Raw genomic sequence first — 26,253 nt, 5'->3', positions numbered from 1 at the left:
AAAGAATGTCCGTTCGTCGATTAGCCGAAGACCAGGTGCAGCCGGCAATTTTCGCCTTCAATGACGAGAATTCCGTCTGGGCCGAGGCAACGATCAGGAAATATCCGGCAGGCCGGCAGCAATCGGCTGTCATCCCGCTTCTGATGCGTGCGCAGGAACAGGATGGCTGGGTGACCCGCGCGGCGATCGAGTTCGTCGCGGGCAAGCTCGACATGCCCTATATCCGCGTCCTCGAAGTCGCGACCTTCTATACCCAGTTCCAGTTGAAGCCGGTCGGCACCCGCGCCCATATCCAGGTCTGCGGCACCACGCCCTGCATGCTGCGCGGCGCAGAGGACCTGATGAAGGTCTGTCAGCACAAGATCCATCACGATCCGTTCGCGCTGAACGCCGACGGCACGCTGTCGTGGGAAGAGGTCGAGTGTCAGGGCGCCTGCGTCAACGCGCCGATGGTCATCATCTTCAAGGATGCCTATGAGGACCTGACGCCCGAGCGCCTCGAAGAGATCATCGATGCTTTCGAAGCCGGCAAGGGCCATGAGATCAAGCCCGGCCCTCAGATCGACCGCATCTTCTCGGCGCCCGAGGGCGGCCCGCAGACGTTGAACGACGAGATCAAGCCGGTCCGCACCAATCTCGACCCGCATCCGAGCGCCGAAGAGGCCGCTGCCGCAGCCAGCGTTCCTCCGGCCGATGCCGCCCGTCCGAAGGACACGGCTGCCGAAACCAATCCGTCGCTGAAGACGCCGGCAACGGCGCCGGCGGCTTCCGCCGCCAATGCCAAGGCCGCGGAGGCGCAGCCGCTCTCGGCGACTGCGAAGAGCAAACCGGCTCCGAAGACGCCCGGCAGTGCCGTGGAAGGCGCCCCGCCGGAACCCGGCGCGGTCTCCGGCGACTTGAAGCCGAAGCGCACGCGGCGCAAGACCACGACTGAAGGTGAGTCGTGACATTTGAGAATTTGTGTGCGGCCTTTGAAAAAGGCTGCAATATATCGACTGACAACCGGCTTAATCGCGACGGACTTGTGGAATAGATCATGTTGAAAGATCAGGATCGCATCTTTACCAATATCTACGGCCTCAAGGACAAGTCCCTGAAAGGCGCGATGAGCCGCGGCCATTGGGATGGCACCAAGGAGATCATCGAGAAGGGCCGGGACTGGATCATCAACGAGATGAAGGCGTCCGGCCTTCGTGGTCGCGGTGGTGCCGGCTTCCCGACCGGTCTCAAGTGGTCCTTCATGCCGAAGGAATCGGATGGCCGCCCGCATTACCTCGTGGTCAATGCCGACGAATCCGAGCCCGGCACCTGCAAGGACCGCGAAATCATGCGCCACGATCCGCACACGCTGATCGAAGGCTGCGTCATCGCCGGTTTCGCCATGGGCGCCCACACCGCCTATATCTACGTGCGCGGCGAATACATGCGCGAGCGCGAAGCGCTGCAGGCGGCGATCGACGAATGTTATGATTTCGGCCTGCTCGGCGGCAACAACAAGCTCGGCTGGGATTTCGACATCTATGTTCACCACGGCGCCGGCGCCTATATCTGCGGCGAAGAGACGGCACTGCTCGAAAGCCTCGAAGGCAAGAAGGGCCAGCCCCGCCTGAAGCCGCCGTTCCCGGCCAATATGGGCCTCTACGGCTGCCCGACCACGGTCAACAACGTCGAATCGATCGCTGTCGCCCCGACCATCCTGCGCCGCGGCGCCGGCTGGTTCTCGTCCATGGGCCGTCCGAACAATGTCGGCACCAAGCTGTTCATGCTTTCCGGCCACGTCAACAAGCCGTGCACCGTCGAAGAAGTGATGGGCATCACCTTCCGCGAACTGGTCGACAAGCATGCCGGCGGCATCCGCGGCGGCTGGGACAATCTGCTTGCGGTCATTCCGGGCGGCGCATCCTGCCCGATCGTGCCGGCCAAGGACATCATGGACTGCCAGATGGATTTCGACGGCCTGCGCGCCGTCGGCTCCTCGTTCGGCACGGCTGGCGCCATCGTCATGGACAAGTCCACCGACGTCATCAAGGCGATCGCCCGCATCTCGGCCTTCTTCAAGCACGAGAGCTGCGGCCAGTGCACGCCGTGCCGCGAAGGCACCGGCTGGATGTGGCGGGTGCTGGAGCGCATGGTCAAGGGCAATGCCCAGAAGCGCGAAATCGACATGCTGTTCCAGGTGACCAAGCAGATCGAAGGTCACACCATCTGCGCGCTCGGCGATGCGGCGGCCTGGCCTGTCCAGGGCCTGATCCGGCATTTCCGTCCGGAGATTGAAGCGCGTATCGACCAGTATACCCGAAACGCGACGGCGCATGGCGCCGTCCTGGAAGCTGCGGAGTAGCCAAGTGACAAAATCGGGCAAAGAGCATGAAGGGGAGGCGACGGAACGTCCGGCGCTCGATCCCGCGCGTTTGTCCGATTTTTCGGAGGCGATGAAGCTCAATCCGCTGATGGCGAATATGGCTGCCGCAACGGCGATCGGCTTCGGCATTGCCAGCCAGATGGCCGGTGCTTTCTTCGGCGCTCTGCAAGGGGCGATGGAAGCAAGCAATCGCCAGAAGGCTGCTGGAGAAACTCCGTCCGCGACGGCTCCGGTTGAGGCGCCCGCTGCCACGGAAACGCCGGCTCCGACCGCCTCGGCCGCAGTCTCGGAACCCGCGCCGATCGCTGAAAAACCGAAGGCAAAGCCGGTCGCACCGGCTCGCAAGACTGCCGCACCGGCGCTCAAGGCTGCCGTAACTGCTCCCAAGGCCGAATCGGTCAAGAAGCCGGCCGCCAAGGCCAAGGTTGCGACGGCAAAGGCCGCGGCTCCGAAGGCTCCCGCAAAACCGGTAGTCGAGGCGAAGACGGTCAAGGCGCCCAAGGCGAAGACGGTCAAGGCCAAGGCGCCTGCTGGCGGCGATCTGAAACAGATTTCGGGCATTGGCCCGAAGCTGGTGGAAGTGCTGAACGGCCTGGGTGTAACGAGCCTCGCTGAGGTCGCGGCCTGGGATGAAGCCGATATCGCCCGCTTCGACAAGGAATTGGGTTTCGAGGGACGCATCAGCCGCGACGACTGGGTCGGCCAGGCGAAAGCTCTGTTGAAATAAAAGAATATGTCCCCGAGTCGCCTGACCCTCAGGAGACCCAAAGGATGGAACTAAGGACGTAAGTGAGACGATGGTTAAGCTGAAGGTTGACGGCAAAGAGGTCGAAGTTCCGGATCATTTCACGCTGCTTCAGGCATGCGAGGAAGCCGGCGCCGAGGTTCCGCGCTTTTGTTTCCACGAACGTCTTTCGGTCGCCGGCAATTGCCGCATGTGCTTGATCGAAGTGAAGGGCGGACCGCCGAAGCCGGCAGCCTCCTGCGCCATGGGCGTGCGCGATATCCGCGGCGGCCCGAACGGCGAGCTGCCGGAAGTCTTCACCAACACGCCGATGGTCAAGAAGGCCCGCGAAGGCGTGATGGAATTCCTGCTGATCAACCATCCGCTGGATTGCCCGATCTGCGACCAGGGCGGCGAATGCGACCTGCAGGACCAGGCCATGGCCTTCGGCATCGACAGTTCCCGCTACACGGAAAACAAGCGCGCCGTCGAAGACAAGTATATCGGCCCGCTGGTCAAGACCGTGATGAACCGCTGCATCCACTGCACGCGCTGCGTCCGCTTCACCACCGAAGTCGGCGGCATTTCCGAACTCGGCCTGATCGGCCGCGGCGAGGATGCCGAGATCACCACCTATCTCGAAAGCGCCATGACCTCGGAGCTGCAGGGCAATGTCATCGACCTTTGCCCGGTCGGTGCGCTGACCTCGCGTCCCTTCGCCTTCACCGCCCGTCCGTGGGAACTCAACAAGACCGAATCGATCGACGTCATGGACGCCGTCGGCTCGGCGATCCGCGTCGATACCCGCGGCCGCGAAGTGATGCGCATCATGCCGCGCGTCAACGAGCAGGTGAACGAGGAGTGGATTTCCGACAAGACCCGCTTCATCTGGGACGGCCTGAAGACCCAGCGCCTCGACCGCCCCTACGTCCGCAAAAACGGCCGCCTTCAGGCTGCCTCCTGGGGCGAAGCCTTCGGCGCCATCAGGGCAGCCGTTTCCGGCACCTCTGCCGCAAAGATCGGCGCGATCGCCGGCGATCTGGCTTCGGTCGAAGAAATGTACGCTCTGAAGGAACTGATCCGGTCGCTCGGATCGGAAAACCTCGACTGTCGCCAGGACGGGACGGCGCTTGATCCGTCGCTCGGCCGCGCAAGCTACCTCTTCAACCCCACCATCGAGGGTATCGAACAGGCCGGAGCCCTGCTTCTGATCGGCGCCAATCCGCGCCTCGAGGCAGCCGTCCTCAACGCCCGCATCCGCAAGCGCTTCCGCCGCGGCAACTTCCCGATCGGCGTGATCGGTGAAGTCAGCGAACTGCGTTACGTCTACGACTATCTCGGTGCCGGCGCCGAAACGCTCTCCGACCTCGCGTCCGGTGCAAACGGCTTCGCCGACAAGCTCCGTGCCGCCAAAAACCCGATGATCATCGTAGGGCAGGGGGCTCTCTCCCGTCCGGACGGTGCGGCTATTCTCGCAGCCGCTGCCCAGCTTGCCGGTTCGGTCGGCGCGCTGACCGAAGAGTGGAACGGCTTTGCCGTTCTCCACACCGCCGCCGCCCGCGTCGGCGGCCTCGATCTCGGCTTCGTGCCGGGTGCGAACGGCGCCAATGCCGCTGCCCAGCTTGCCGGCATGGACGTTCTCTTCCTGCTCGGCGCCGATGAACTCGACTTCTCGAAGAAGGGCGCCAAGTTCACCGTCTATATCGGCAGCCATGGCGATGCCGGTGCGCACAATGCCGACGTCATCCTGCCGGGTGCGGCCTATACCGAAAAGTCGGGCACCTGGGTCAATACGGAAGGCCGCGTCCAGATGGGCAACCGTGCCGGCTTCGCGCCGGGCGAGGCTCGCGAAGACTGGGCGATCATCCGCGCGCTCTCCGACGTGCTCGGAAGCAAGCTGCCGTTTGATTCGCTGAGTGCCCTGCGTGCGAAACTCTATGCGGACTACCCGCATTTCGCCGCCATCGACGAGATCGCAGCGGGCTCGGTGAACGAAATTGCCGCACTCGGCCAAAAAGCTGCTGCTATGACCAAGTCCGGGTTTGCGTCGCCGATCAAAGACTTCTATTTGACGAACCCGATCGCTCGCGCGTCTGCCGTCATGGCTGAATGCTCGGCATTGGCCCGCAACAATTTCCAGGCTGCGGCGGAGTAATTTTGAACATGGACTCGTTCTTTTCCATCTACGTCTGGCCGGGCATCGTCATGGTCGCGCAGTCGCTGCTGCTGCTGGTCTGCCTGCTCGTCTTCATCGCCTACGTCCTGCTTGCCGACCGCAAGATCTGGGCAGCCGTGCAGTTGCGTCGCGGCCCGAACGTCGTCGGCCCCTTCGGCCTGTTCCAGTCCTTCGCCGACCTTTTGAAGTTCGTCTTCAAGGAGCCGATCATTCCGGCTGGCGCCAACAAGGCCGTTTTCCTGCTCGCACCGCTGGTTGCCGTGCTGCTGGCCCTCTCGACCTGGGCTGTGGTGCCGCTTGCAGACGGATGGGTCATCGCCAACATCAATGTCGGTATCCTCTATATCTTTGCGATCTCTTCGCTCGAAGTCTACGGCATCATCATGGGTGGCTGGGCTTCGAACTCGAAATACCCGTTCCTCGGCGCGCTCCGCTCGGCGGCGCAGATGGTCTCCTACGAAGTCTCGATCGGCTTCGTCATCGTCACCGTGCTGCTCTGCGTCGGCTCCTTGAACCTGACCGACATCGTCAATGCCCAGCATGACGGCCTCGGCACGATGATGGGCCTGCCGGCCTCGTTCCTCGACTGGCACTGGCTGGCGCTGTTCCCGATGTTCGTGGTGTTCTTCATCTCGGCGCTCGCAGAAACGAACCGCCCGCCGTTCGATCTTCCCGAAGCGGAATCGGAACTGGTTGCCGGCTTCATGGTGGAATACGGCTCCTCGCCATACATGATGTTCATGCTCGGCGAATACGCGGCCGTCTGCCTGATGTGCGCGCTGACGACCATTCTGTTCCTCGGGGGCTGGCTGCCGCCGGTCGATATCTGGATCCTCAACTGGGTGCCAGGCATCGTCTGGTTCATGCTGAAGTCGATGCTCGTCTTCTTCATGTTCGCCATGGTGAAGGCCTTCGTACCGCGCTACCGCTACGACCAGCTCATGCGGCTGGGCTGGAAGATCTTCCTGCCGCTGTCGCTCGCCATGGTCGTCATCACCGCATTCGTGCTGAAGCTGATGGGATGGGCATGATCATGACCCTGTCCGTCCACGCTTCCGGCATCATTGGAGAATAAAGATGGCAAGTCTCGGCCAAGCCGTGAATTCGCTGTTCCTGAAGGAGTTCGTCGGGGCATTTTTCCTGTCGATGCGCTACTTCTTCAAGCAGAAGGCGACGATCAACTACCCGTTCGAAAAGGGCCCGGTCTCCCCGCGTTTCCGCGGCGAACATGCGCTGCGCCGGTACCCGAACGGTGAGGAACGCTGCATCGCCTGCAAGCTTTGCGAGGCGATCTGTCCTGCCCAGGCGATCACCATCGAGGCCGGCCCGCGCCGCAATGACGGTACCCGCCGCACGGTGCGTTACGATATCGACATGGTGAAGTGCATCTATTGCGGCTTCTGCCAGGAAGCCTGCCCGGTGGATGCGATCGTCGAAGGCCCGAACTTCGAATTCTCGACCGAGACGCGCGAAGAACTGTATTTCGACAAGGCGCGGCTGCTGGAAAACGGCGACCGCTGGGAGCGCGAAATCGCTCGCAACATGGCAATCGATGCGCCCTACCGCTGAGGCGGGGTGATTTGTCCGGTGCCGCCCTCAGCGGGCAATGCACCGGTGACATCTGGATGAAATGCCCGGCGCATATCACAAGGCCGGGTTTCGACGGGTAGGGGCATTCGCCCCGATCCCGGTGAGGGACGAAAAGGCACCACGATGGGTCTGCAGGCAATCTTCTTCTATCTCTTCGCGTTCATCGCGGTGGCGTCGGCGTTTATGGTCATTTCGGCCAAGAACCCGGTGCACTCGGTGCTGTTCCTCATCCTGGTCTTCTTCAACGCCGCCGGTCTCTTCCTGCTGACGGGCGCCGAATTCCTGGCGATGATCCTGCTGGTCGTCTATATCGGTGCGGTTGCGGTTCTCTTCCTCTTCGTCGTCATGATGCTCGACATCGATTTTGCGGAACTGCGCTCCGGCGTGCTGCAATATGCGCCGATCGGCATGCTGGTCGGCCTGATCGTCGCAGCCGAACTGGTGGTCGTCATCGGTGGCAGCGTGCTGACGCCGGAAGCGGCCAAGGCGATCACCATGCCGATCCCGAACCCGGCAACCCGCACCAACACGGCAGCCCTCGGCGACGTGCTCTATACGAACTACGTCTACTTCTTCCAGATCGCCGGCCTGGTGCTTCTGGTGGCGATGATCGGCGCGATCGTGCTGACCCTGCGTCACCGCACCAATATCAAGCGACAGGATGTTTCGAAGCAGGTGGCCCGCACGCCGGCGACAGCCGTCGAAGTGGTCAAGGTCAAGCCGGGCCAGGGCGTCTGAGGCGGGAAAAAGGAATAAAGACATGGAAATCGGACTTTCCCACTACCTCACGGTCAGCGCCATCCTCTTCACGCTCGGCGTCTTCGGGATCTTCCTGAACCGCAAGAACGTCATCATCATCCTGATGTCGGTGGAGCTCATCCTGCTCTCGGTCAACCTGAACATGGTGGCCTTCTCCTCCTTCCTGAACGACATCGTCGGCCAGGTCTTCGCATTGTTCATTCTGACCGTGGCTGCCGCCGAAGCGGCCATCGGTCTTGCAATTCTCGTCGTCTTCTACCGCAACCGCGGTTCGATCGCCGTCGAAGACGTCAATATGATGAAGGGCTGATCGGGTCATGATCTACAAGGCAATCGTCTTCCTACCCCTGATCGGCTTCCTGGTCGCCGGCCTGTTCGGCCGTTCGATTGGCGCAAAGGCGTCCGAATACGTCACCAGCGGCCTGATGATCATCGCCGCCGTGCTCTCCTGGATCGTCTTCTTCAACGTCGCGCTCGCCCATGGCGAAGCAGGCGAGGTGGTCAAGGTTCCGGTCATGCGCTGGATCCAGTCCGGCGGCATCGACGTTGAATGGGCGTTCCGCGTCGACACGCTGACGGCGGTCATGTTCGTCGTCGTCAACACCGTCTCGACGCTCGTGCATGTCTATTCGATCGGCTACATGCACCACGATCCGCATCGCCCGCGCTTCTTCGCCTACCTGTCGCTGTTCACCTTCGCGATGCTGATGCTGATCACGTCGGACAACCTCGCCCAGATGTTCTTCGGCTGGGAAGGCGTCGGTCTGGCCTCCTATCTGCTCATCGGCTTCTGGTACAAGAAGCCGTCGGCCTCGGCCGCGGCGATGAAGGCCTTCATCGTCAACCGCGTCGGCGACTTCGGTTTCGTGCTCGGCATTGCCGGCGTCTTCGTGCTGTTCGGCTCGATCAGCTTCGAGACGATCTTCGCAGCTGCCGCCACCTATCTTCCGGCCGCAGGCTCGCCGGAAGCCTCCCAGGCGGTCGTCAACATCTTCGGTATGTCGCTCGACAAGGCGAACGCCGTTACCGTCGTCTGCCTGCTGCTGTTCATGGGCGCGATGGGCAAGTCGGCACAGTTCCTGCTGCACACCTGGCTTCCGGACGCCATGGAAGGCCCGACCCCGGTTTCGGCACTCATCCATGCCGCGACCATGGTCACCGCCGGCGTCTTCCTCGTCGCCCGCATGTCGCCGATCTTCGAACTGTCGCCCAACGCCCTGCTGGTCGTGACCGTCATCGGCGCGATCACCGCCTTCTTTGCGGCGACCGTCGGCCTCGTCCAGAACGACATCAAGCGCGTCATCGCCTATTCGACGTGCTCGCAGCTCGGCTACATGTTCGTGGCGCTCGGGGTAGGGGCCTATGGCGCGGCGATCTTCCACCTCTTCACCCACGCCTTCTTCAAGGCGCTGCTGTTCCTTGGCGCCGGCTCGGTCATCCATGCCGTCGATGGCGAGCAGGACATGCGCTACATGGGCGGTCTTCGCAAACACATCCCGGTCACCTTCTGGATGATGACGATCGGCACGCTTGCGCTGACCGGCGTCGGCATCCCGGGAACCATGTTCGGTTTCGCCGGCTTCTTCTCCAAGGACGTGATCATCGAAAGCGCCTATTCGTCCCATTCGGCGGCGGCGGGCTTTGCCTTCACGCTTCTGGTCATCGCCGCGCTGTTCACCAGCTTCTACTCCTGGCGTCTCGCTTTCCTGACATTCTTCGGCAAGCCGCGCGCCTCCGCCGACGTGATGCACCATGTGCATGAATCGCCGATGGTCATGCTGGCGCCGCTCTATATCCTCGCCGCCGGTGCGGTTCTCGCCGGCGTTCTGTTCGAAGGTTATTTCTTCGGCCACGAATATGCGGAATTCTGGAAGGGGGCACTGTTCACGCTTCCGGAAAACAAGATCCTCGAAGAGTTCCATCACGTGCCGGTCCTGGTCGCCTGGAGCCCCTTCATCGCCATGGCGGTCGGTTTCGTCACGGCCTGGTATTTCTACATCAAGTCGCCGTCGACCCCCCGCCGTCTCGCCGCTTCGCAGAAGGTCCTCTACGAGTTCCTGCTCAACAAGTGGTATTTCGACGAACTCTACGACTTCCTCTTCGTCCGCTCCGCCAAGGCGCTCGGCCGGTTCCTGTGGAAGAAGGGTGACGTCGGCGTCATCGATACCTACGGCCCGAACGGCGTTGCTGCCCGCGTGGTCGACGTCACCAACCGGGTGGTCAAGCTGCAGTCCGGTTACCTCTATCACTACGCGTTCGCGATGCTGATCGGCATCGCCGCCCTCGTCACCTGGATGATGCTCGGGAGCTCGATCTAATGACCGACTGGCCAATTCTCTCGACGGTCACCTTTCTGCCGCTGGTCGGCGTGCTGTTGCTGCTTCTGACACGGGAGGACGGCCCCTTCGGGCGCCGCAACATCCTCAACGTCTCGCTGTTCACGACGGTTTTCACCTTCATCGTTTCGCTGTTCATCTGGATCGGCTTCGACAATTCGAATGCCGGCTTCCAGATGGTCGAGAAGCATGACTGGCTCGGCACCGGCATTTCCTACCACCTCGGCGTCGACGGCATCTCCATGCTGTTCGTCATCCTGACGACCTTCCTGATGCCCTTCTGCGTGCTCGCCAGCTGGAACACGATCGAAAAGCGCCTCAAGGAATACATGATCGCCTTCCTGCTTCTGGAAGTGGTCATGACCGGGGTCTTCGTTTCGCTCGACGTCGTCCTCTTCTACGTCTTCTTCGAAGCGACCCTCATCCCGATGTTCGTCATCATCGGTGTGTGGGGCGGCAAGGACCGCGTCTACGCCTCCTACAAGTTCTTCCTCTATACGCTGCTCGGTTCCGTGCTGATGATGCTCGCCATCATGGCCATGTACTGGCAGGCCGGCACCACAGACATTACCGCGCTCTTGAAATATGGCTTCCCGGCCGGCATGCAGACCTGGCTCTGGCTCGCCTGCTTTGCGGCCTTCGCGGTCAAGATGCCGATGTGGCCGGTTCATACCTGGCTTCCGGACGCGCACGTCCAGGCCCCGACCGCAGGCTCGGTCATCCTTGCCGGCGTCATGCTGAAGCTTGGCGGCTACGGGATGATACGTTTCTCGCTCGCCATGTTCCCGATCGCGTCCGAACATTTCGCGCCGCTGGTCTTCGCGCTGTCGGTCATCGCCATCATCTACACCTCGCTGGTGGCGATGATGCAGGACGACATCAAGAAGCTGATCGCCTATTCGTCGGTCGCCCACATGGGCTACGTCACCATGGGCATCTTTGCGGCGAACGTGCAGGGCGTGCAGGGCGCGATCTTCCAGATGCTGTCGCACGGCATCGTCTCGGGCGCGCTCTTCCTCTGCGTCGGCGTTGTCTATGACCGTCTCCACACCCGTGAGATTTCGGCTTATGGCGGTCTCGTCAACAACATGCCGAAATACGCCGTCGCCTTCATGATCTTCACCATGGCCAATGTCGGCCTGCCGGGCACCTCCGGCTTCGTCGGCGAATTCCTGACGATCATCGGCGTCTTCCGGGTCAACACCTGGGTCGCCCTGTTTGCCGCGACCGGCGTCATCCTCTCGGCCTCCTACGCGCTCTGGCTCTATCGCCGGGTGATTTTCGGGGCACTCGAGAAGGAAAGCCTCAAGGGCCTGCTCGACCTTTCCGGCCGCGAAAAGCTCATCCTCTATCCGCTGATCGCGCTCACCATCTTCTACGGCTTCTATCCGGCACCGATCTTCGATGCGACGGCAGCATCGGTAGATCTGCTGGTGAACAATTATTCCGCAGCCCTGGCAGCGGCGAAAGACCTTGCACTCAACGTGCACTGAGACGGGACACGACTGGACATGACCGCTGAAATTCTCTCCCTAAGCCTGCAGCTCTCGATGCCGGAGATCATCCTGGCCGTGGGCGCGCTCGCTCTTCTGATGATCGGCGTCTTCTCCGGCGACAAGTCCGCGCCGACGGTGACGGGGCTTGCGGTCGCACTGCTGGCGGTCGCCGGCCTCTGGCTGATCTTCATGCCCGGCGAGGGCGTGGCCTATGGCGGCGCCTTCAAGCTCGACGCCTTCGGCCGTTTCATGAAGGTGCTCGCGCTGGTCGGCTCGATCACCGCCATGGTCATGTCGGTCGGCCATGCGAAGTCGGATCAGCTCAACCGCTTCGAGTTCCCGGTCCTGCTGGTTCTCTCGACGCTCGGCATGCTGCTCTTGATCTCGGCGAACGACCTGATCGCCTTCTATCTCGCGCTGGAACTGATGTCGCTGGCGCTCTACGTCATCGCCGCCTTCAACCGGGACAGCCTGCGCTCGACCGAAGCCGGCCTGAAATACTTCGTCCTCGGTGCGCTCTCCTCCGGCATGATGCTGTACGGCATGTCGCTGGTCTACGGCTTCACCGGCAATACCGGCTTCGAAGGCATCGCCAAGGTTCTTTCGGCCGAGACCCGCGGCCTCGGCTTGATCTTCGGCATGGTCTTCGTGCTTGCCGGCGCCTGCTTCAAGATCTCCGCCGTGCCGTTCCACATGTGGACGCCGGACGTTTATGAAGGCGCACCGACCCCGGTCACCGCCTTCTTCGCAGCTGGCCCGAAGGTGGCCGCCATGGCAATCCTCGTGCGCATCGTCTCCGACGCCTTCCTGCCGATCGTTGCCGACTGGCGCCAGATCATCGTTTTCGTGTCGATCGCGTCCATGCTGCTCGGCTCGTTCGCCGCGATCGGCCAGCGCAACATCAAGCGACTGATGGCCTATTCCTCGATCGGCCACATGGGCTACGCGCTTGTCGGCCTTGCCGCCGGCTCCGAGACGGGGGTCTCCGGCGTCGTCCTCTACATGACCATCTACATGGTCATGACGCTCGGCACCTTTGCCTGCATCATGGCGATGCGCCGCAAGGACGGTGAAAACGTCGAGAATGTCGACGATCTCGCCGGCCTGTCGTCCACCAAGCCCTTCATGGCGGTGGTGCTGACTGCGTTGATGTTCTCGATGGCCGGCATCCCGCCGCTCGCTGGCTTCTTCGCCAAGTATTTCGTGTTCGTCGCGGCGATCGAAGCCAAGCTCTATGCGCTGGCCGTCATCGGCGTGCTTTCGTCGGTCGTCGGCGCCTACTACTACCTACGCATCGTCAAGCTGATGTGGTTCGACGAAGCCAAGGGCGAGTTTGCCCGCATCTCCGGCGAACTGCGCCTGGTGTTCGGCCTCTCCGGTCTGTTCGTCACGGCCTATGTGCTGATCGGCGGGCCGATCGGCACGGCGGCAAGTGCCGCCGCGAAGTCCTTCTTCTGAGAATGCCGGGAGCAAGGGGCCGTTTCTCGCTCGATGCGTTCCGCCACGAGGCGCTCGACGAAGTCGGATCCACCAATAGCGAATGTCTCGCCCGCGCTCGCACGGGCGATTCCGGTTTGTTGTGGCTGACCGCGACGCGCCAGCTCGCCGGCCGTGGTCGGCGGGGCCGGGCCTGGACGTCGGAACCCGGCAATCTCTACGCATCGCTGCTGCTGATCGATCCTGCGCCGCCGGAAAGGATCGGCTCTTTGCCGCTCGCCGTGGCAGTCGCGGTTCATGCCGCGATCAGGTCCGTTCTGCCGCCGGGCGGCGAGCCGCTCGATGTCAAATGGCCGAACGATATCCTGATCGGCCGCAAGAAGACCTGTGGTATTCTGCTGGAAGGCGAGGGATTGCCGGATGGCCGCCGCGCGCTCGTCATCGGCATCGGCATCAATATCCGCCATATGCCCGACAGTGCGACTTACGCGGTGACCCGGCTTGCCGACCACGGCGCCAACATCTCGTCGGAAGAGCTTTTCGCGCATCTTTTCAGGGAGATGGCAGTTGTTCTGGAATCCTGGGATGAGGGCCGGGGCACGCCCGAAATCAGCCGGCGCTGGCGCGAAGTTGCTTGCGGTATCGGTGAAAAAATCACCGTGAACCTGCCGGATCGCTCGCTTGTTGGCACATTCGCAGGTATCGATGACAAGGGATTCCTGCTGCTCGACACCGGATTGGGCGCGTTGATGTCGATCGCCGCCGGTGATGTATTTTTTCAAGGAATGGAATAGACAAAGAAAATGGCAAACCAAGAAGAACTGGTGTTTCTGCCGCTTGGCGGCGTGGGCGAGATCGGCATGAACCTCGCCCTCTACGGCTATGGGACGCCGGAGAAGCGCCAGTGGATCATGGTCGATTGCGGCGTGACCTTTCCGGGGCCGGAGCTGCCGGGCGTCGATCTCGTGCTGCCGGATATCCGCTTTCTCGCCAGCCAGCGCAGCCATCTCAAGGCGATGATCATCACCCATGCGCATGAGGACCATTACGGCGCCATGAACGACCTGTGGCCGGGCCTCAACGTGCCCGTCTACGCCTCGCCGTTCACAGCCGGCATGCTGGAGGCGAAACGCAACTACGAAGGTTCGCGCGCCGAAATTCCGGTGACGATCTTCAAGGCCGGCGACCGCATCAATATCGGCCCGTTCGAGATCGAGGCGATCGGCGTCAACCACTCGATCCCCGAGCCGATGTCGCTGGTGATCCGCACCCCGCTCGGCAATGTCGTCCATACCGGCGACTGGAAGATCGACCATGCGCCGTCTCTCGGACCGTTCACCGACGAGGCGCGCTTCCGCAAGATCGGCGACGAGGGCGTGCTGGCGCTGATGTGCGACAGCACCAATTCCATGCGCGAGGGCGTTTCGCCATCGGAAGAGGAAGTCTCCGAGGGCCTGCGCCAGATCATCGAGGCGGCCGAGGGCAGGGTGGCGATCACCACCTTCTCGTCGAATGTCGGCCGCATCCGCTCGATCGCCCAGGCCGCGGACGCTGCAGGCCGCGAAGTGCTGCTGCTCGGTTCTTCGCTGAAGCGCGTCGTCGGCGTTGCCCGCGACATCGGCATCATGGAAGGCCTCAAACCCTTCATCGCCGAGGACGAATACGGCTATATCCCGCGCGACAAGATCGTCGTGATCCTGACCGGCAGCCAGGGCGAGCCGCGCGCGGCACTCGCCAAGATCGCCCGCGACGAGATGCGCCATGTGGCGCTGACATCGGGCGATACGGTGGTCTTTTCCTCGCGTACCATTCCCGGCAACGAGAAGGCGATCATCGAGATCAAGAACGGCCTGATCGAGCAGGGTATCAAGATCGTCACCGACAGCGACGCGCTCGTCCACGTCTCCGGCCACCCGCGCCGCAGCGAACTGGTGCAGATGTACGAATGGACCCGCCCGCAGATCCTCGTTCCGGTCCACGGCGAAGCGGCTCACCTGACGGCCCAGGCCGAACTCGGAGCCTCCGCCGGCATCAAGACCATTCCGCGGGTCCGCAACGGCGATATTCTGCGTCTTGCGCCCGGCCCGGCCGAGGTGATCGGCGAAGCGCCGCATGGGCGTATCTTCAAGGACGGCAAGCTGATCGGCGATTTCGAGGAAATGGGCATCGGCGACCGCCGCAAGCTCTCCTTCGTCGGCCATGTTTCCATTAACGTCCTGCTCGACACCCGCTATGACTTCGTGACCGATCCCGATCTCATCGCCTTCGGTCTGCCGGAATTCGACGACGAGGGTGAGGACATGGAGGATACGCTTTACGACGCCGTGCTCGGCGCCGTTGAAAGCATCCCGCGTGCCCGCCGCAAGGATCTCGACATGGTCCGCGAGGCCATCCGCCGCGCCGTCCGCTCCACCGCCAACGAGGCCTGGGGCAAGAAACCGATCGTGACGGTGTTCGTAACCCGTCTCTGAGGGACGGAGAGGTCGCGGGGACTTTGGAATAGGGACAGGCCGCGGGGCGATCTCCCCCCTTGAGGGGGAGATGCCCGGCAGGGCAGAGGGGGTATTGCCGGGCAATTCGGCAGCCTTTTCCGTTTTCCATAGCACATACTCGGGAGGACAAACATGCTCGGACGCGTCAATCACATCGCCATCGCCGTGCCGGATCTTGGCAGCGCGACCACGACCTATCGCGATACGCTCGGCGCCCGCGTCTCCCAGGCCCAGGCCTTGCCGGAGCATGGCGTCACCGTGGTCTTCGTCGAACTTCCCAACACCAAGGTGGAACTGCTCGAGCCGCTCGGGCCCGATTCGCCGATCGCGGCCTTCCTCGAGAAGAACCCGTCCGGCGGCATGCATCATATCTGCTATGAGGTGGACGATATCATCGCCGTTCGCGACAAGCTGAAGGCGGTCGGTGCCCGTGTCCTCGGAGACGGCAATCCGAAGATCGGAGCCCATGGAAAACCTGTGCTTTTCCTGCATCCGAAGGACTTCAACGGCACCCTGGTCGAGCTGGAACAGGTCTGAACCCCGCCACTGTGACATCACGTCCGGGCATGCAGGTTTGAGCTTGGCGGCCTTTAGGCCTATAAGGCGCCAATTCTTCGAACCGGAAGCGAGTCGAAACCATGCCGCTTTTGACGGTTGCCGCCATCTACTTCATCATCTGGTGGACCGTGCTCTTCATCGTCCTTCCGCTCGGCTATCGCAGCCAGCAGGAAGACGGCGAGGTGACCAACGGGACTGTGGAAAGCGCCCCGTCCCGGTTTCGCGGCGGCCGTGTCATCCTGCTGACGACGGTGATCTCGTCGCTGATCTACGTGGGCTATTACGTTGCATCCGCCTATTTCGGCGTCGGCATTGCCGATATTCCCGTCATCGTGCCGACTTTCGACTGACGCCCACGAATAAGGCAGGCATCGGTGCCTGTCATTCCCCTGTCATGATTTGCGGGCATAGGAGCGGCGGCGAAGGCACACCCGTGACCCTGCGGACTGGCGAGAAAGCAAAAAAAAACAAGGCGGTTAAGCCTTGTTTATAGTGTCGCGTGATCCTTAACCGTTACCGGGGCTGCGACAAGCGCGCCTAAGATCTGATCCTCCCAAGACTTGACCGCGAAATGGCAAGAATTTGAACTCCTTGCCTCTTTTGTGAGCTGAACCTAGCTCAAAGGATGTGCTTTGTCATCCGCTTTTTTTGTATTTTTGCTACACTTCGATAAAATTTTTCAGTTGACAAAAATGTCGCACGCTTGCCACGAAATCCCCGCTTTTGGCAGGTCTGGAGTGCCGGCGCAGATTCGTGAACAACGTGCGATTCATGCTGGGGCGGGTTCCCTTGGGCCTGAGGAACGGCTATGTACCTCCCAATATCGTTGAAGAAAATGGCCGATTCCTCGCGTCCTGAGGGTAGGCCCGACAACCTCGGAAATCGCGATGCGCCTGTCCCGCTATTTTATGCCCATCCTGAAGGAAAACCCCAAGGAAGCGGAAATCGTGTCCCACCGGCTGATGCTGCGTGCCGGCATGATCCGCCAGCAGAGCCAGGGCATCTATTCCTGGCTGCCGCTCGGCAAGCGCGTGCTCGACAAGGTCGACAACATCATCCGCGAGGAGCAGAACCGTGCCGGCGCCATCGAGGTGCTGATGCCGACGCTGCAGTCCGCCGAACTCTGGCAGGAAAGCGGTCGCTACGACGCCTATGGCAAGGAGATGCTGCGCATCAAGGACCGCCAGGAGCGGCCCATGCTCTACGGCCCCACCAACGAGGAAATGATCACGGACATCTTCCGGTCCTACGTCAAGTCCTACAAGAACCTGCCGCTCAACCTCTATCACATCCAGCTGAAGTTCCGTGACGAGATCCGCCCGCGCTTCGGCACCATGCGCTCGCGCGAATTCCTGATGAAGGACGCCTATTCCTTCGACCTGACCAAGGAAGGCGCCGAGCATTCCTATCGCAAGATGTTCACCGCCTATCTGCGCACCTTTTCCAGGCTTGGGCTTCGCGCTATTCCGATGCGCGCCGATACCGGCCCGATCGGCGGCAACCTGTCCCACGAATTCATCATCCTTGCCGAGACCGGCGAGTCGGAGGTGTTTTCCCACAAGGATTTCGTCAATTTCGACATCCCCAGCACGGATACCGATTTCGATGACGTCGGGGCCATGCAGGCGGTCTTCGACAAGTGGACGTCCGTCTATGCCGCGACCTCGGAAATGCACGACGAGGAAGCGTTTAACGCCATTCCCGAGACCGACCGGCTGTCCGCCCGCGGTATCGAAGTCGGCCACATCTTCTATTTCGGCACCAAATATTCCGAGCCGATGGGCGCCAAGGTGCAGGGACCGGACGGCAAGGAACACCATGTCCACATGGGTTCCTACGGTATCGGCCCGACACGCCTTGTTCCCGCCATCATCGAAGCATCGCATGACGACAACGGAATCATCTGGCCGGCATCGGTCGCGCCGTTCGACGTCGTGGTGATCAACATGAAGCCCGGCGACGAGGCCTGCGACCGCATCTGCGAAACGCTCTATGGCGGCCTCGCAACGGTCGGCAAGGACGTGCTCTACGACGATACGGACGAGCGCGCCGGCACCAAGTTCGCGACCGCCGACCTGATCGGCGTGCCGGTCCAGGTGATTGTCGGACCCCGCTCCGCCGCGTCAGGCGAAGTGGAGGTCAAGGACCGCAAGACCGGCGAGCGCGAAACGCTGACCGTCGAAGCGGCCATGAACAGGCTCGCCGGCCGATAAGCCGGTCGGCGTATCACGGCGGATTTCCCGCCTTCGGCAGGTTGAGGAAATGGCATGGCGAGTGTCGCGGCGAATGGTGAAGCGGTAAAGACGGGTGGTTCGCCTGCGGCCGGTCCTTTCTCGGCCTTCGAGCGGATGGTCGCCTGGCGCTACCTGCGCTCGCGCCGCCGCGAGGCCTTCATCTCGGTCATCGCCGGCTTTTCCTTCATCGGCATCATGCTCGGCGTCGCGACGCTGATCATCGTCATGGCGGTGATGAACGGTTTTCGCACCGAGCTGATCTCGCGCATTCTCGGCATCAACGGCCACATGATCGTCCAGCCGATCGACGGGCCGCTCACGGATTATGCGGAGCTCACCCAGAAATTCGCGGCCGTCCCGGCTGTGCGGATGGCGCTGCCGCTGGTCGAGGGCCAGACGCTGGCATCGGGCCGCGGCGGTGCAGGTTCCGGCGCGCTGGTGCGCGGCGTCCGTCCAGAGGATCTCGAAAAGATCTCCGAAGTCGCCGGCAACGTAAAGTCCGGCGATATGGTCGGTTTTGCCTCGGGGCAGGGCGTGCTGGTCGGCTCCAGGCTAGCGGCGCAGCTCGGCCTTTCCGCCGGCGACCAGATCACCCTGATCTCGCCGGAAGGCGACGTGACGCCGATGGGCGTCAATCCGCGCGTCAAATCCTATCCGGTCTCCGGTATTTTCGAGATCGGCATGTCGGAATACGACGCGACGATCATCTATATGCCGCTCGAGGAATCACAGCTCTATTTCAACGCCGAAGGCCTGGTTCAGTCGATCGAGCTGTTCATCGACAATCCGGACAATGTCGACGATCTGCGCCCGAAGATCGAAGCGGCGGCTGGCCGCCAGATCTTCATCACCGACTGGCGGCAGCGCAACCAGACCTTCTTCTCAGCGCTTCAGGTGGAGCGCAATGTCATGTTCATGATCCTGACCCTGATCGTGCTGGTGGCGGCGCTCAACATCATCTCCGGCCTGATCATGCTGGTGAAGGACAAGGGGAGCGATATCGCCATCCTGCGCACCATGGGTGCGGGGGCCGGTGCGATCATGCGCATCTTCTTCATGACCGGGGCGGCGATCGGCCTCGTCGGGACCTTCGCAGGCGTCCTGCTCGGCGTGGTCGTCTGTCTCAACGTCGAATCGATCCGCCAGTTCTTCTCCTGGATCTCGGGCACCATCCTCTTCGATCCGCAGCTCTATTTCCTCAGCCAGTTGCCGGCGGAGATGAGCTTTGGCGAGACCTTCTCGGTGGTCATGATGGCGCTCGTCCTTTCCTTCATCGCCACCATCTTCCCGGCATGGCGGGCCTCCCGGCTCGATCCTGTCCAGGCCCTTCGATACGAATAGGACCCACATCCTTCATGGCACCCAAAACCGTCTTGCAGCTCTCGGGCGTCGAACGTCACTATGGCCAGGGCGAGACCACGCTTTCGATCCTGAAGGGGGCTGATTTCGACCTGAAGACCGGCGAGATCGTCGCGCTGGTCGCCCCGTCCGGCACCGGCAAGTCGACTCTGCTGCATCTGGCCGGCCTGCTCGAACATCCGGACGCAGGGGAGGTCTTTCTCGCCGGGCATGCCTGCAACGGGCTTCCCGATGCGGAGCGCACTGCCATGCGCCGTAACCAGATCGGCTTCGTCTACCAGTTCCACCATCTCCTGCCGGAGTTTACCGCGGTTGAGAACATCATGATGCCGCAGCTGATCGCCGGTCTTTCCAAGGCCGAGGCGAAGGAGCGGGCAAGCCAGCTCCTGGACTACATGCGCATCGGCCACCGCGCCGAGCACCGTCCTTCCGAACTGTCCGGCGGCGAGCAGCAGCGCGTGGCGATCGCCCGTGCCGTCGCCAACGCCCCGCGCGTGCTCCTTGCCGACGAACCGACCGGCAATCTCGACCCCAAGACCGCATCCTATGTCTTCGACGCGCTGGAAGCCCTGGTGCGCCAGTCGGGCCTCGCGGCCCTGATCGCCACCCACAATCACGACCTCGCCAGCCGCATGGACCGCCGCGTGACGATAGAGGGCGGCAAGGTCGTCGAGATGTGAGACGCGGAATTCCGTGTGTCTGGATCCTCGGGTCATCCTCGGGTTTAACCCGAGGACGAGGATGACGCCGCTGGGTGGTGTGCTCCGCCCCTTCCTCCGTCATCCGCGGGCTTGACCCGAGGATCCATGCCCCAAGCGCCGGCCTATCCGGGCATATTCGACACCTCCCCGTCAGCCTCATCAAACACTTAGCTCCCCTCGCATCCCCGCCCTCCCGGCCCGTGCCTACAATCTCCCCGTTCCGTCACGGATACACCGGCAGGCGTGCCGGCGAGGCGGGACCGGCGCCGGGTGGGCAGGAAACGACGTAAGTCCTTCCATCCGGGGTTCGCGGAAAATGGTCTCCCTCCGGCGACAACGGGGGAAGCAAAGGGCATACGGACCGAGCCCCTTGCTTCTGATGCCCGAAGGAGCGCGCCGGGCGTGCCTGTGCGGCACACAGGGTGGCAAACCGGATGGTTTCGCCGGATTTTCAAAAGTCCGCCCGATACCATCGGAGAAAACCGGCGGAGACCCATGGAAGCCTTGCCGATAAATCCTCGGGTTAAACCCGAGGATTCGGACGGGCGCCATGGGTCAGACGAACACCGTCCGGGAAAGCCACGGCAGAGGGACCGGAGTCGCGAATATCAACCGCCGAACGGGGCGCTGAGAGGTGTCACCTATAAACTAACTTACGAGGCAGCTTTCAGCGCCCCGTCCGAACCATTGCCGCGCCCGGATTGGTGATCCAAGTCCGGATGTACCCGCATGCGTTCAATTGCCGGTTTAACGGATCGTTTACCAGGTGAGGGAGGATATCGAGGTATGTTTGTTTCCGGTCTGTTCTTTTATTGACTCTCAAACAAAATGAGAACAAATTAAAAACATAAGAGAACACGGGAGACGACGATGACTGACCTGCTTCGTGACATTGCCGCATTCGCTTCCATCGCCACCTTCGTGGCCAGCCTTTCCATGATCATGATGGCCATGTGATCCGGGCCCTCGGCCGAAAGGCGTTGAGGAGGGAAATCCGAACTGGACTCTCAAGGCCCTGCGCCAGACAATAGCCTGATTCATGAGATGGATATGGCGCGGGCATGGCAGACAATATGGACGTAAAAACGGGATCGGAAAAGCTGGGGACCACCCCCCAATTCGTTCACCTGCGCGTCCATTCCGCTTATTCGCTTCTTGAAGGCGCGCTGCCGCTCAAGAAGATCCTCTCGAAGGCGATCGCGGACAATCAGCCTGCGATCGCGATCACCGATACCAACAATCTCTTCGTTGCGCTGGAATTCGCCCAGAAGGCGATCGGCGACGGACTGCAGCCGATCATCGGCTGCCAGCTGTCGATCGATATGGAAGACCAGTCCGACGAGCGGCGTAACAGCCATCAGCAGCTCGCCAAACTGCCGACGATCGTCGTGCTCGCAGCCAATGCCGTCGGTTACGAACGGCTCGTCGATCTGATCAGCCGCGCCTATCTCGGCGACGAGGGGCATCAGTCCATCCATATCAGCCGCTCCTGGCTGGAGGACGGCGGCACCGAAGGCCTGATCGCGCTGACCGGCGCCGGCACCGGTCCGGTCGATGTGCCCCTGAAGGAAGGCAATGCCACGCTTGCCGAGGCAAGACTCCTGAAGCTCAAGGAGATCTTCGGCGATCGGCTTTATGTCGAACTGCAGCGCCATGGCGCCTACGACCGCCGCCACGAGCACAAGATCGTCACGCTCGCCTACGACCACGACCTGCCGCTGGTCGCGACCAACGAGGCCTTCTTTCCCACCAAGGCCGATTACGATGCCCATGACGCGCTGATGGCGGTTGCCCACAATGCGATCGTCTCGGACGACACCCGCTTCCGCCTGACGCCGGACCACTATCTGAAAAGCCGTGCCGAGATGGCGAAGCTGTTCGCCGACCTGCCGGAAGCGCTCGAAAACACGGTCGAGATCGCCCGCCGCTGCTCCTTCGTGCTGAAGACCCGCAACCCGATCCTGCCGCGCTTCACCGGCGCCACCGACGATCCGGCGGAAGCCGAGCGCGCCGAAGCGGAGGAACTGCGCCGCCAGTCCGTGGAAGGTCTCGAAGAGCGTATCGCGACGCTCGGCATGACGCGCGGTTATACGGAACAGGACTATCGCGACCGGCTGGATTTCGAGCTCAGCGTCATCGAGAAAATGAAGTTCCCGGGCTACTTCCTGATCGTTGCCGACTTCATCAAATGGGCGAAACAGCAGGGCATTCCGGTCGGCCCCGGCCGTGGTTCCGGTGCGGGCTCGCTGGTCGCCTATGCGCTGACCATTACCGACGTCGATCCGCTGCGCTTCTCGCTTCTGTTCGAGCGCTTCCTCAATCCCGACCGCGTCTCGATGCCGGACTTCGACATCGACTTCTGCCAGGACCGCCGCGAAGAGGTGATCCGCTACGTGCAGCAGAAATACGGCCGCGAGCAGGTGGCGCAGATCATCACCTTCGGTTCGCTGCAGGCGCGCGCCGCCTTGCGCGACGTCGGCCGCGTGCTCGAAATGCCCTATGGCCAAGTCGACAAGATCTGCAAGCTGGTGCCGAACAACCCGGCCAACCCGACGCCCCTGTCGAAGGCGATCGAGGAGGATCCGAAATTCCAGGAGGAGGCCGACAAGGAACCGGTCGTCGCACGCCTCCTCGATATCGCCCAGAAGATCGAAGGCCTCTACCGCCACGCCTCGACCCACGCCGCTGGCATCGTCATCGGCGACCGGCCGCTGTCGAAGCTGGTGCCGATGTATCGCGACCCGCGCTCGGACATGCCGGTCACCCAGTTCAACATGAAATGGGTGGAGCAGGCGGGCCTGGTGAAGTTCGACTTCCTCGGCCTGAAGACGCTGACCGTGCTGAAGACCGCCGTCGATTTCTGCCGCAAGCGCGGCATCGAGGTAGATCTCGCCAAGATCCCGCTCGACGACACCAAGACCTACGAAATGCTCTCGCGCGGCGAGACGGTCGGCGTGTTCCAGGTGGAAAGTGCGGGCATGCGCAAGGCGCTGATCGGCATGCGGCCGGACTGCATCGAGGACATCATCGCGCTCGTGGCGCTTTATCGTCCGGGCCCGATGGAGAACATTCCGACCTACAACGCCCGCAAGCACGGCGAGGAGGAGATCGAGTCGATCCATCCGATGATCGACCATCTCTTGAAGGAGACCCAAGGGGTTATCGTCTACCAGGAGCAGGTCATGCAGATCGCCCAGGTGCTCTCGGGCTATTCGCTCGGCGAGGCCGACCTGCTGCGCCGCGCCATGGGCAAGAAGATCAAGGCGGAGATGGACCAGCAGAGCGAACGCTTTGTCGATGGCGCCATCAAGAACGGCGTCTCCAAGCCGCAGGCCAACAATATCTTCGAACTGCTCGCCAAGTTCGCCAACTACGGCTTCAACAAATCGCACGCCGCGGCCTACGCCATCGTCTCCTACCAGACGGCCTTCATGAAGGCGCATTACCCGGTCGAGTTCCTCGCGGCCTCGATGACCTACGATATGGCCAACAGCGAGAAGCTCAACGATTTCCGGCAGGATGCGGGCCGCCTCGGCATCGCGGTCATTCCGCCGTCGGTGCAGACCTCGTTCCGGCATTTCGAGACCGGCGACAATCGGATCTATTATGCGCTCGCCGCTATCAAGGGCGTCGGCGAGTCGGCGGTCGACCACATCACCGAGGTGCGCGGCGATGTTCCGTTTGCCAGCATCGAGGATTTCTGCCTCAGGATCGACCCCAAACAGGTCAACCGCCGCGTCATGGAAAGCCTGATTTCGGCCGGCGCCTTCGATTGTTTCGGCCGCGACCGCGCCGAGCTGATCGGCGGTCTCGACCGCATCATCGGTTATGCGCAGCGCGCACAAGGGGAAAAGGTCAGCGGCCAGCACGACATGTTCGGCTCGTCCTCCGCCTCCGGGCCGGAAACGCTGATCTTCCCGTCGTTTACGCCGTGGATGCCGTCCGAAATGCTGATGCGCGAATATCAGGTGCTCGGCTTCTATCTCTCCGCCCACCCGCTCGATGCCTATGCCAATGTGCTCGCCAAGATGCGCGTCCAGAATTTCGCAGATTTTTCCGCCGCCGTGAAACAGGGCGCCACTGCCGGCCGGCTGGCCGGAACGGTGACCGGCAAGCAGGAACGCAAGACCCGCACCGGCAACAAGATGGGCATCGTCACCTTCTCGGATGCGACCGGCCAGTTCGAGGCGGTGCTGTTCTCGGAAGGGCTGGCGCAATATCGCGACCTGCTCGAGCCCGGCAAGTCGCTGGTCATCACCGTGCAGGCGGAAGAGCGGCCGGAAGGCATCGGCCTGCGCATCCAGACCGCGCAGTCGCTCGAGGAAAAGTCGGTGCAGATGCAGAAGGCGCTGCGCGTCTTCGTGCGTGATTCAGGCCCGATGCGCGCCGTCGCGCGGCACCTCAATGCCCGGGGCGACGGGCTGGTATCCTTCGTGGTCATCAAGGACGACGGCAAGCGTGAAATCGAGGTGGAGCTGACGGAGAAATACCGCATCTCGCCGGAAATCGCCGCGGCGCTTCGCACAGCGCCGGGCGTTCTCGATGTCGAGCTGGTCTAACGCATGTCGCGCAAAAGTGTGCAGCGGTTTTGCGATAAAGACATGCGTAGAAACAAGGGCCTCAGTAGAGGCCGTAGGCGCGGGGTTTCACTTCCGCGCGTCTCTGGCTGACCGGCTGCGGCTTGGCAAACGACGTCTGCGCTTCGGCCACCCGCTGCACGGGCTGGGTGACGGTGATGAAATCGGTGCCGTCGCCGGTATCCTGGCCGATGCCCTGGTCGTTGATCGTGAGAGACGAGCCGTCGCTGATCAGCGTTTCGATCCGGTCGCGAATATCTGCCGGGATTTCGATGCGGCTGAGGGCCTGTGCGGCGGCGCCCGGCGCATAGGGATCGTCGGCGACCGTGATCCCGAGCCGCTGCTTCATCGCCGCACTGAGGCCGTTGGGAACCGTGACGCTGTGCCATTCGGCCGTCTCTTCCTTGCGCTCGACCTTGTCGACGCTGAAGAAATGCGTGCCGAGCGCCACTTCCGGGTTCTTGATGCCAACAGGCGCCTCGAATAGCGGCTGGAAATTCTGGCGCACCATGATCTGGCCCATCGGTGGGCGCGGCTTGCCCGCGGTCTCATAGAGCGAGTCGAGGAATTCTGGCGTCACCAGCGCTCCCTTGGGCGACAGGTTCTTCCAGCGCTTGAACCCGGCAATCGCGCTGCGGGTCATCGGGCCGGCGAACCCGTCGCCACCGCCGGTGTCGAAGCCGAGCTGCTGCAGCAGGATCTGGGCGTCCATCAGCGTCTCGCGATCGCCGCGGCGGGTGATGAGGATACGCAGCGGTGCGACATCCTCTTTCTCAGCTGTGACCGGCTGGATCGGAGCCGGCCGCGCGTCGGTCGTCGGATGGACGATCGAGGGATTGTTCGGGACGACGTTCATCGCCACTTCGACCGGTTTCGAGCTGCTGCTGCCGATCGACGAGGTCCGCAGTTGGACATCGGAAAGCAGCGGCCCGGTCGGCAGCGGCTTGCGCGGCAGGAACAGGTTGGCATTCTCGATCAGTTGCGGCACGACCGGCGCATCGGTGATGATCACATGCGCGCCGCCCTCGGTCATCTGGAAGAGCGATTTTGCAAATGCGCCCGGCATGCGCACGCAGCCATGCGAGGCCGGATAGTTCGGCACGCTGTTCGACTCGTGAAGCGCGATGCCAGACCAGGTCAGGCGCTGCATCCACGGCATGGGGGCGTTCGAATAGAGATTGGATTCGTGATATTTCTGTTTTTCGAGGATCGAGAAGATCCCGCTCGGCGTCGTGTGGCCTTGCTTGCCGGTCGATACCTTGGAGGTGGTGAGAACCGTTTCGCCATCATAGACCACAAGCGACTGCTTGTCCTTGGAAACGATGATCTGCAGCGTGCGGGCACCTTCCGCAAGAGCCACATGCGACAGCATGGTCGCAGACAAAAGACCTAACCCGAACACCAGGCGACGCAACATGACCGACCCCATACGCAATACATGGACCGGCACAT

The 26,253-nt window shown here is 62.2% G+C and carries 20 protein-coding genes; 19 read left to right on the top strand and 1 reads right to left on the bottom strand.

Features of this window, described 5'->3' with window-relative positions:
* The first annotated feature begins 5 nt into the window (after positions 1-5).
* The 19 genes from nuoE to dnaE all read left to right on the top strand — a co-directional run bounded on the left by nuoE (position 6) and on the right by dnaE (position 24,783).
* A complete protein-coding gene (gene nuoE / locus GQ59_RS09480; RefSeq protein WP_341872378.1) occupies positions 6-947 on the top strand; it encodes an NADH-quinone oxidoreductase subunit NuoE in 942 nt (313 codons plus the stop codon).
* A gap of 89 nt (positions 948-1,036) precedes the next feature.
* The gene (nuoF, locus tag GQ59_RS09475; protein WP_037080528.1) at positions 1,037-2,341 is read left to right on the top strand and encodes an NADH-quinone oxidoreductase subunit NuoF; all 1,305 of its coding nucleotides are present in this window, start codon (positions 1,037-1,039) and stop codon (positions 2,339-2,341) included.
* Positions 2,342-2,345: 4 nt separating this feature from the next.
* Positions 2,346-3,089 (top strand): helix-hairpin-helix domain-containing protein, encoded by a 744-nt coding sequence (locus GQ59_RS09470; RefSeq protein WP_051903885.1) that lies wholly within the window; start codon positions 2,346-2,348, stop codon positions 3,087-3,089.
* Positions 3,090-3,159: 70 nt separating this feature from the next.
* Entirely contained in the window at positions 3,160-5,241 is a 2,082-nt protein-coding gene (gene nuoG / locus GQ59_RS09465) for an NADH-quinone oxidoreductase subunit NuoG (protein ID WP_037080526.1), read from the top strand.
* Between the two features lie 8 nt (positions 5,242-5,249).
* Entirely contained in the window at positions 5,250-6,293 is a 1,044-nt protein-coding gene (gene nuoH / locus GQ59_RS09460; RefSeq protein ID WP_037081100.1) for an NADH-quinone oxidoreductase subunit NuoH, read from the top strand.
* A 46-nt stretch (positions 6,294-6,339) separates the two neighbouring features.
* Positions 6,340-6,831: an NADH-quinone oxidoreductase subunit NuoI gene (gene nuoI / locus GQ59_RS09455; RefSeq protein WP_037080524.1), complete on the top strand. Its 492-nt coding sequence runs from the start codon at positions 6,340-6,342 to the stop codon at positions 6,829-6,831.
* Positions 6,832-6,975: 144 nt separating this feature from the next.
* Positions 6,976-7,590 (top strand): NADH-quinone oxidoreductase subunit J, encoded by a 615-nt coding sequence (locus tag GQ59_RS09450; protein ID WP_037080520.1) that lies wholly within the window; start codon positions 6,976-6,978, stop codon positions 7,588-7,590.
* Positions 7,591-7,612: 22 nt separating this feature from the next.
* Positions 7,613-7,921 (top strand): NADH-quinone oxidoreductase subunit NuoK, encoded by a 309-nt coding sequence (nuoK, locus tag GQ59_RS09445; protein ID WP_007772674.1) that lies wholly within the window; start codon positions 7,613-7,615, stop codon positions 7,919-7,921.
* Between the two features lie 7 nt (positions 7,922-7,928).
* Positions 7,929-9,929, top strand: coding sequence for an NADH-quinone oxidoreductase subunit L (gene nuoL / locus GQ59_RS09440; protein ID WP_037080514.1), 2,001 nt, complete (start codon positions 7,929-7,931; stop codon positions 9,927-9,929).
* On the top strand, positions 9,929-11,440 hold the full coding sequence (locus tag GQ59_RS09435) for an NADH-quinone oxidoreductase subunit M (protein WP_037080511.1): 1,512 nt from the start codon (positions 9,929-9,931) through the stop codon (positions 11,438-11,440). Before nuoL ends, GQ59_RS09435 begins: the two co-directional genes overlap by 1 nt.
* Before the next feature lie 18 nt (positions 11,441-11,458).
* The gene (gene nuoN, locus GQ59_RS09430) at positions 11,459-12,901 is read left to right on the top strand and encodes an NADH-quinone oxidoreductase subunit NuoN (protein WP_037080508.1); all 1,443 of its coding nucleotides are present in this window, start codon (positions 11,459-11,461) and stop codon (positions 12,899-12,901) included.
* Positions 12,902-12,903: 2 nt separating this feature from the next.
* A complete protein-coding gene (locus tag GQ59_RS31810) occupies positions 12,904-13,674 on the top strand; it encodes a biotin--[acetyl-CoA-carboxylase] ligase (protein ID WP_037080506.1) in 771 nt (256 codons plus the stop codon).
* A gap of 9 nt (positions 13,675-13,683) precedes the next feature.
* Positions 13,684-15,351: a ribonuclease J gene (locus GQ59_RS09420; protein WP_037080503.1), complete on the top strand. Its 1,668-nt coding sequence runs from the start codon at positions 13,684-13,686 to the stop codon at positions 15,349-15,351.
* A 153-nt stretch (positions 15,352-15,504) separates the two neighbouring features.
* Positions 15,505-15,909: a methylmalonyl-CoA epimerase gene (gene mce, locus GQ59_RS09415; RefSeq protein WP_037080501.1), complete on the top strand. Its 405-nt coding sequence runs from the start codon at positions 15,505-15,507 to the stop codon at positions 15,907-15,909.
* Between the two features lie 101 nt (positions 15,910-16,010).
* A complete protein-coding gene (locus GQ59_RS09410; RefSeq protein WP_037080499.1) occupies positions 16,011-16,280 on the top strand; it encodes a DUF1467 family protein in 270 nt (89 codons plus the stop codon).
* Positions 16,281-16,817: 537 nt separating this feature from the next.
* Positions 16,818-18,143, top strand: a complete 1,326-nt coding sequence (gene proS / locus GQ59_RS09405; protein WP_037080496.1) for a proline--tRNA ligase — start codon at positions 16,818-16,820, stop codon at positions 18,141-18,143.
* Positions 18,144-18,197: 54 nt separating this feature from the next.
* On the top strand, positions 18,198-19,505 hold the full coding sequence (locus tag GQ59_RS09400; protein ID WP_037080493.1) for a lipoprotein-releasing ABC transporter permease subunit: 1,308 nt from the start codon (positions 18,198-18,200) through the stop codon (positions 19,503-19,505).
* Between the two features lie 14 nt (positions 19,506-19,519).
* Positions 19,520-20,203 carry an ABC transporter ATP-binding protein gene (locus tag GQ59_RS09395; protein WP_037080491.1) on the top strand — a complete coding sequence of 228 codons (684 nt, stop codon included), beginning with the start codon at positions 19,520-19,522 and terminating at the stop codon, positions 20,201-20,203.
* 1,082 nt (positions 20,204-21,285) lie between these two features.
* Positions 21,286-24,783 carry a DNA polymerase III subunit alpha gene (gene dnaE / locus GQ59_RS09390; RefSeq protein WP_037080489.1) on the top strand — a complete coding sequence of 1,166 codons (3,498 nt, stop codon included), beginning with the start codon at positions 21,286-21,288 and terminating at the stop codon, positions 24,781-24,783.
* 61 nt (positions 24,784-24,844) lie between these two features.
* On the opposite strand, the gene GQ59_RS09385 is transcribed toward dnaE, so the two are convergent.
* Complete coding sequence (locus GQ59_RS09385; protein WP_084683108.1) at positions 24,845-26,218, bottom strand: L,D-transpeptidase; 1,374 nt, start codon at positions 26,216-26,218, stop codon at positions 24,845-24,847.
* Positions 26,219-26,253: the final 35 nt, after the last annotated feature.

Origin of the sequence: Neorhizobium vignae (genome assembly GCF_000732195.1) — a bacterium.
Taxonomy (GTDB): Bacteria; Pseudomonadota; Alphaproteobacteria; order Rhizobiales; family Rhizobiaceae; genus Neorhizobium; species Neorhizobium vignae.
The sequence above is the reverse complement of the archived record's forward strand: the minus strand, read 5'-3'. Positions and strand labels throughout refer to the sequence as shown.

Coding starts and splice junctions, on each gene's coding strand:
- GQ59_RS31810 (WP_037080506.1), top strand. CDS start 12,904: ATGCCGGGAGCAAGGGGCCGTTTCTCGCTCGATGCGTTCCGCCACGAG.
- nuoE (WP_341872378.1), top strand. CDS start 6: ATGTCCGTTCGTCGATTAGCCGAAGACCAGGTGCAGCCGGCAATTTTC.
- GQ59_RS09450 (WP_037080520.1), top strand. CDS start 6,976: ATGGGTCTGCAGGCAATCTTCTTCTATCTCTTCGCGTTCATCGCGGTG.
- nuoG (WP_037080526.1), top strand. CDS start 3,160: ATGGTTAAGCTGAAGGTTGACGGCAAAGAGGTCGAAGTTCCGGATCAT.
- GQ59_RS09420 (WP_037080503.1), top strand. CDS start 13,684: ATGGCAAACCAAGAAGAACTGGTGTTTCTGCCGCTTGGCGGCGTGGGC.
- nuoF (WP_037080528.1), top strand. CDS start 1,037: ATGTTGAAAGATCAGGATCGCATCTTTACCAATATCTACGGCCTCAAG.
- nuoI (WP_037080524.1), top strand. CDS start 6,340: ATGGCAAGTCTCGGCCAAGCCGTGAATTCGCTGTTCCTGAAGGAGTTC.
- mce (WP_037080501.1), top strand. CDS start 15,505: ATGCTCGGACGCGTCAATCACATCGCCATCGCCGTGCCGGATCTTGGC.
- nuoH (WP_037081100.1), top strand. CDS start 5,250: ATGGACTCGTTCTTTTCCATCTACGTCTGGCCGGGCATCGTCATGGTC.
- nuoN (WP_037080508.1), top strand. CDS start 11,459: ATGACCGCTGAAATTCTCTCCCTAAGCCTGCAGCTCTCGATGCCGGAG.
- GQ59_RS09435 (WP_037080511.1), top strand. CDS start 9,929: ATGACCGACTGGCCAATTCTCTCGACGGTCACCTTTCTGCCGCTGGTC.
- proS (WP_037080496.1), top strand. CDS start 16,818: ATGCGCCTGTCCCGCTATTTTATGCCCATCCTGAAGGAAAACCCCAAG.
- GQ59_RS09395 (WP_037080491.1), top strand. CDS start 19,520: ATGGCACCCAAAACCGTCTTGCAGCTCTCGGGCGTCGAACGTCACTAT.
- nuoK (WP_007772674.1), top strand. CDS start 7,613: ATGGAAATCGGACTTTCCCACTACCTCACGGTCAGCGCCATCCTCTTC.
- GQ59_RS09385 (WP_084683108.1), bottom strand. CDS start 26,218: ATGTTGCGTCGCCTGGTGTTCGGGTTAGGTCTTTTGTCTGCGACCATG.
- nuoL (WP_037080514.1), top strand. CDS start 7,929: ATGATCTACAAGGCAATCGTCTTCCTACCCCTGATCGGCTTCCTGGTC.
- GQ59_RS09410 (WP_037080499.1), top strand. CDS start 16,011: ATGCCGCTTTTGACGGTTGCCGCCATCTACTTCATCATCTGGTGGACC.
- GQ59_RS09400 (WP_037080493.1), top strand. CDS start 18,198: ATGGCGAGTGTCGCGGCGAATGGTGAAGCGGTAAAGACGGGTGGTTCG.
- dnaE (WP_037080489.1), top strand. CDS start 21,286: ATGGCAGACAATATGGACGTAAAAACGGGATCGGAAAAGCTGGGGACC.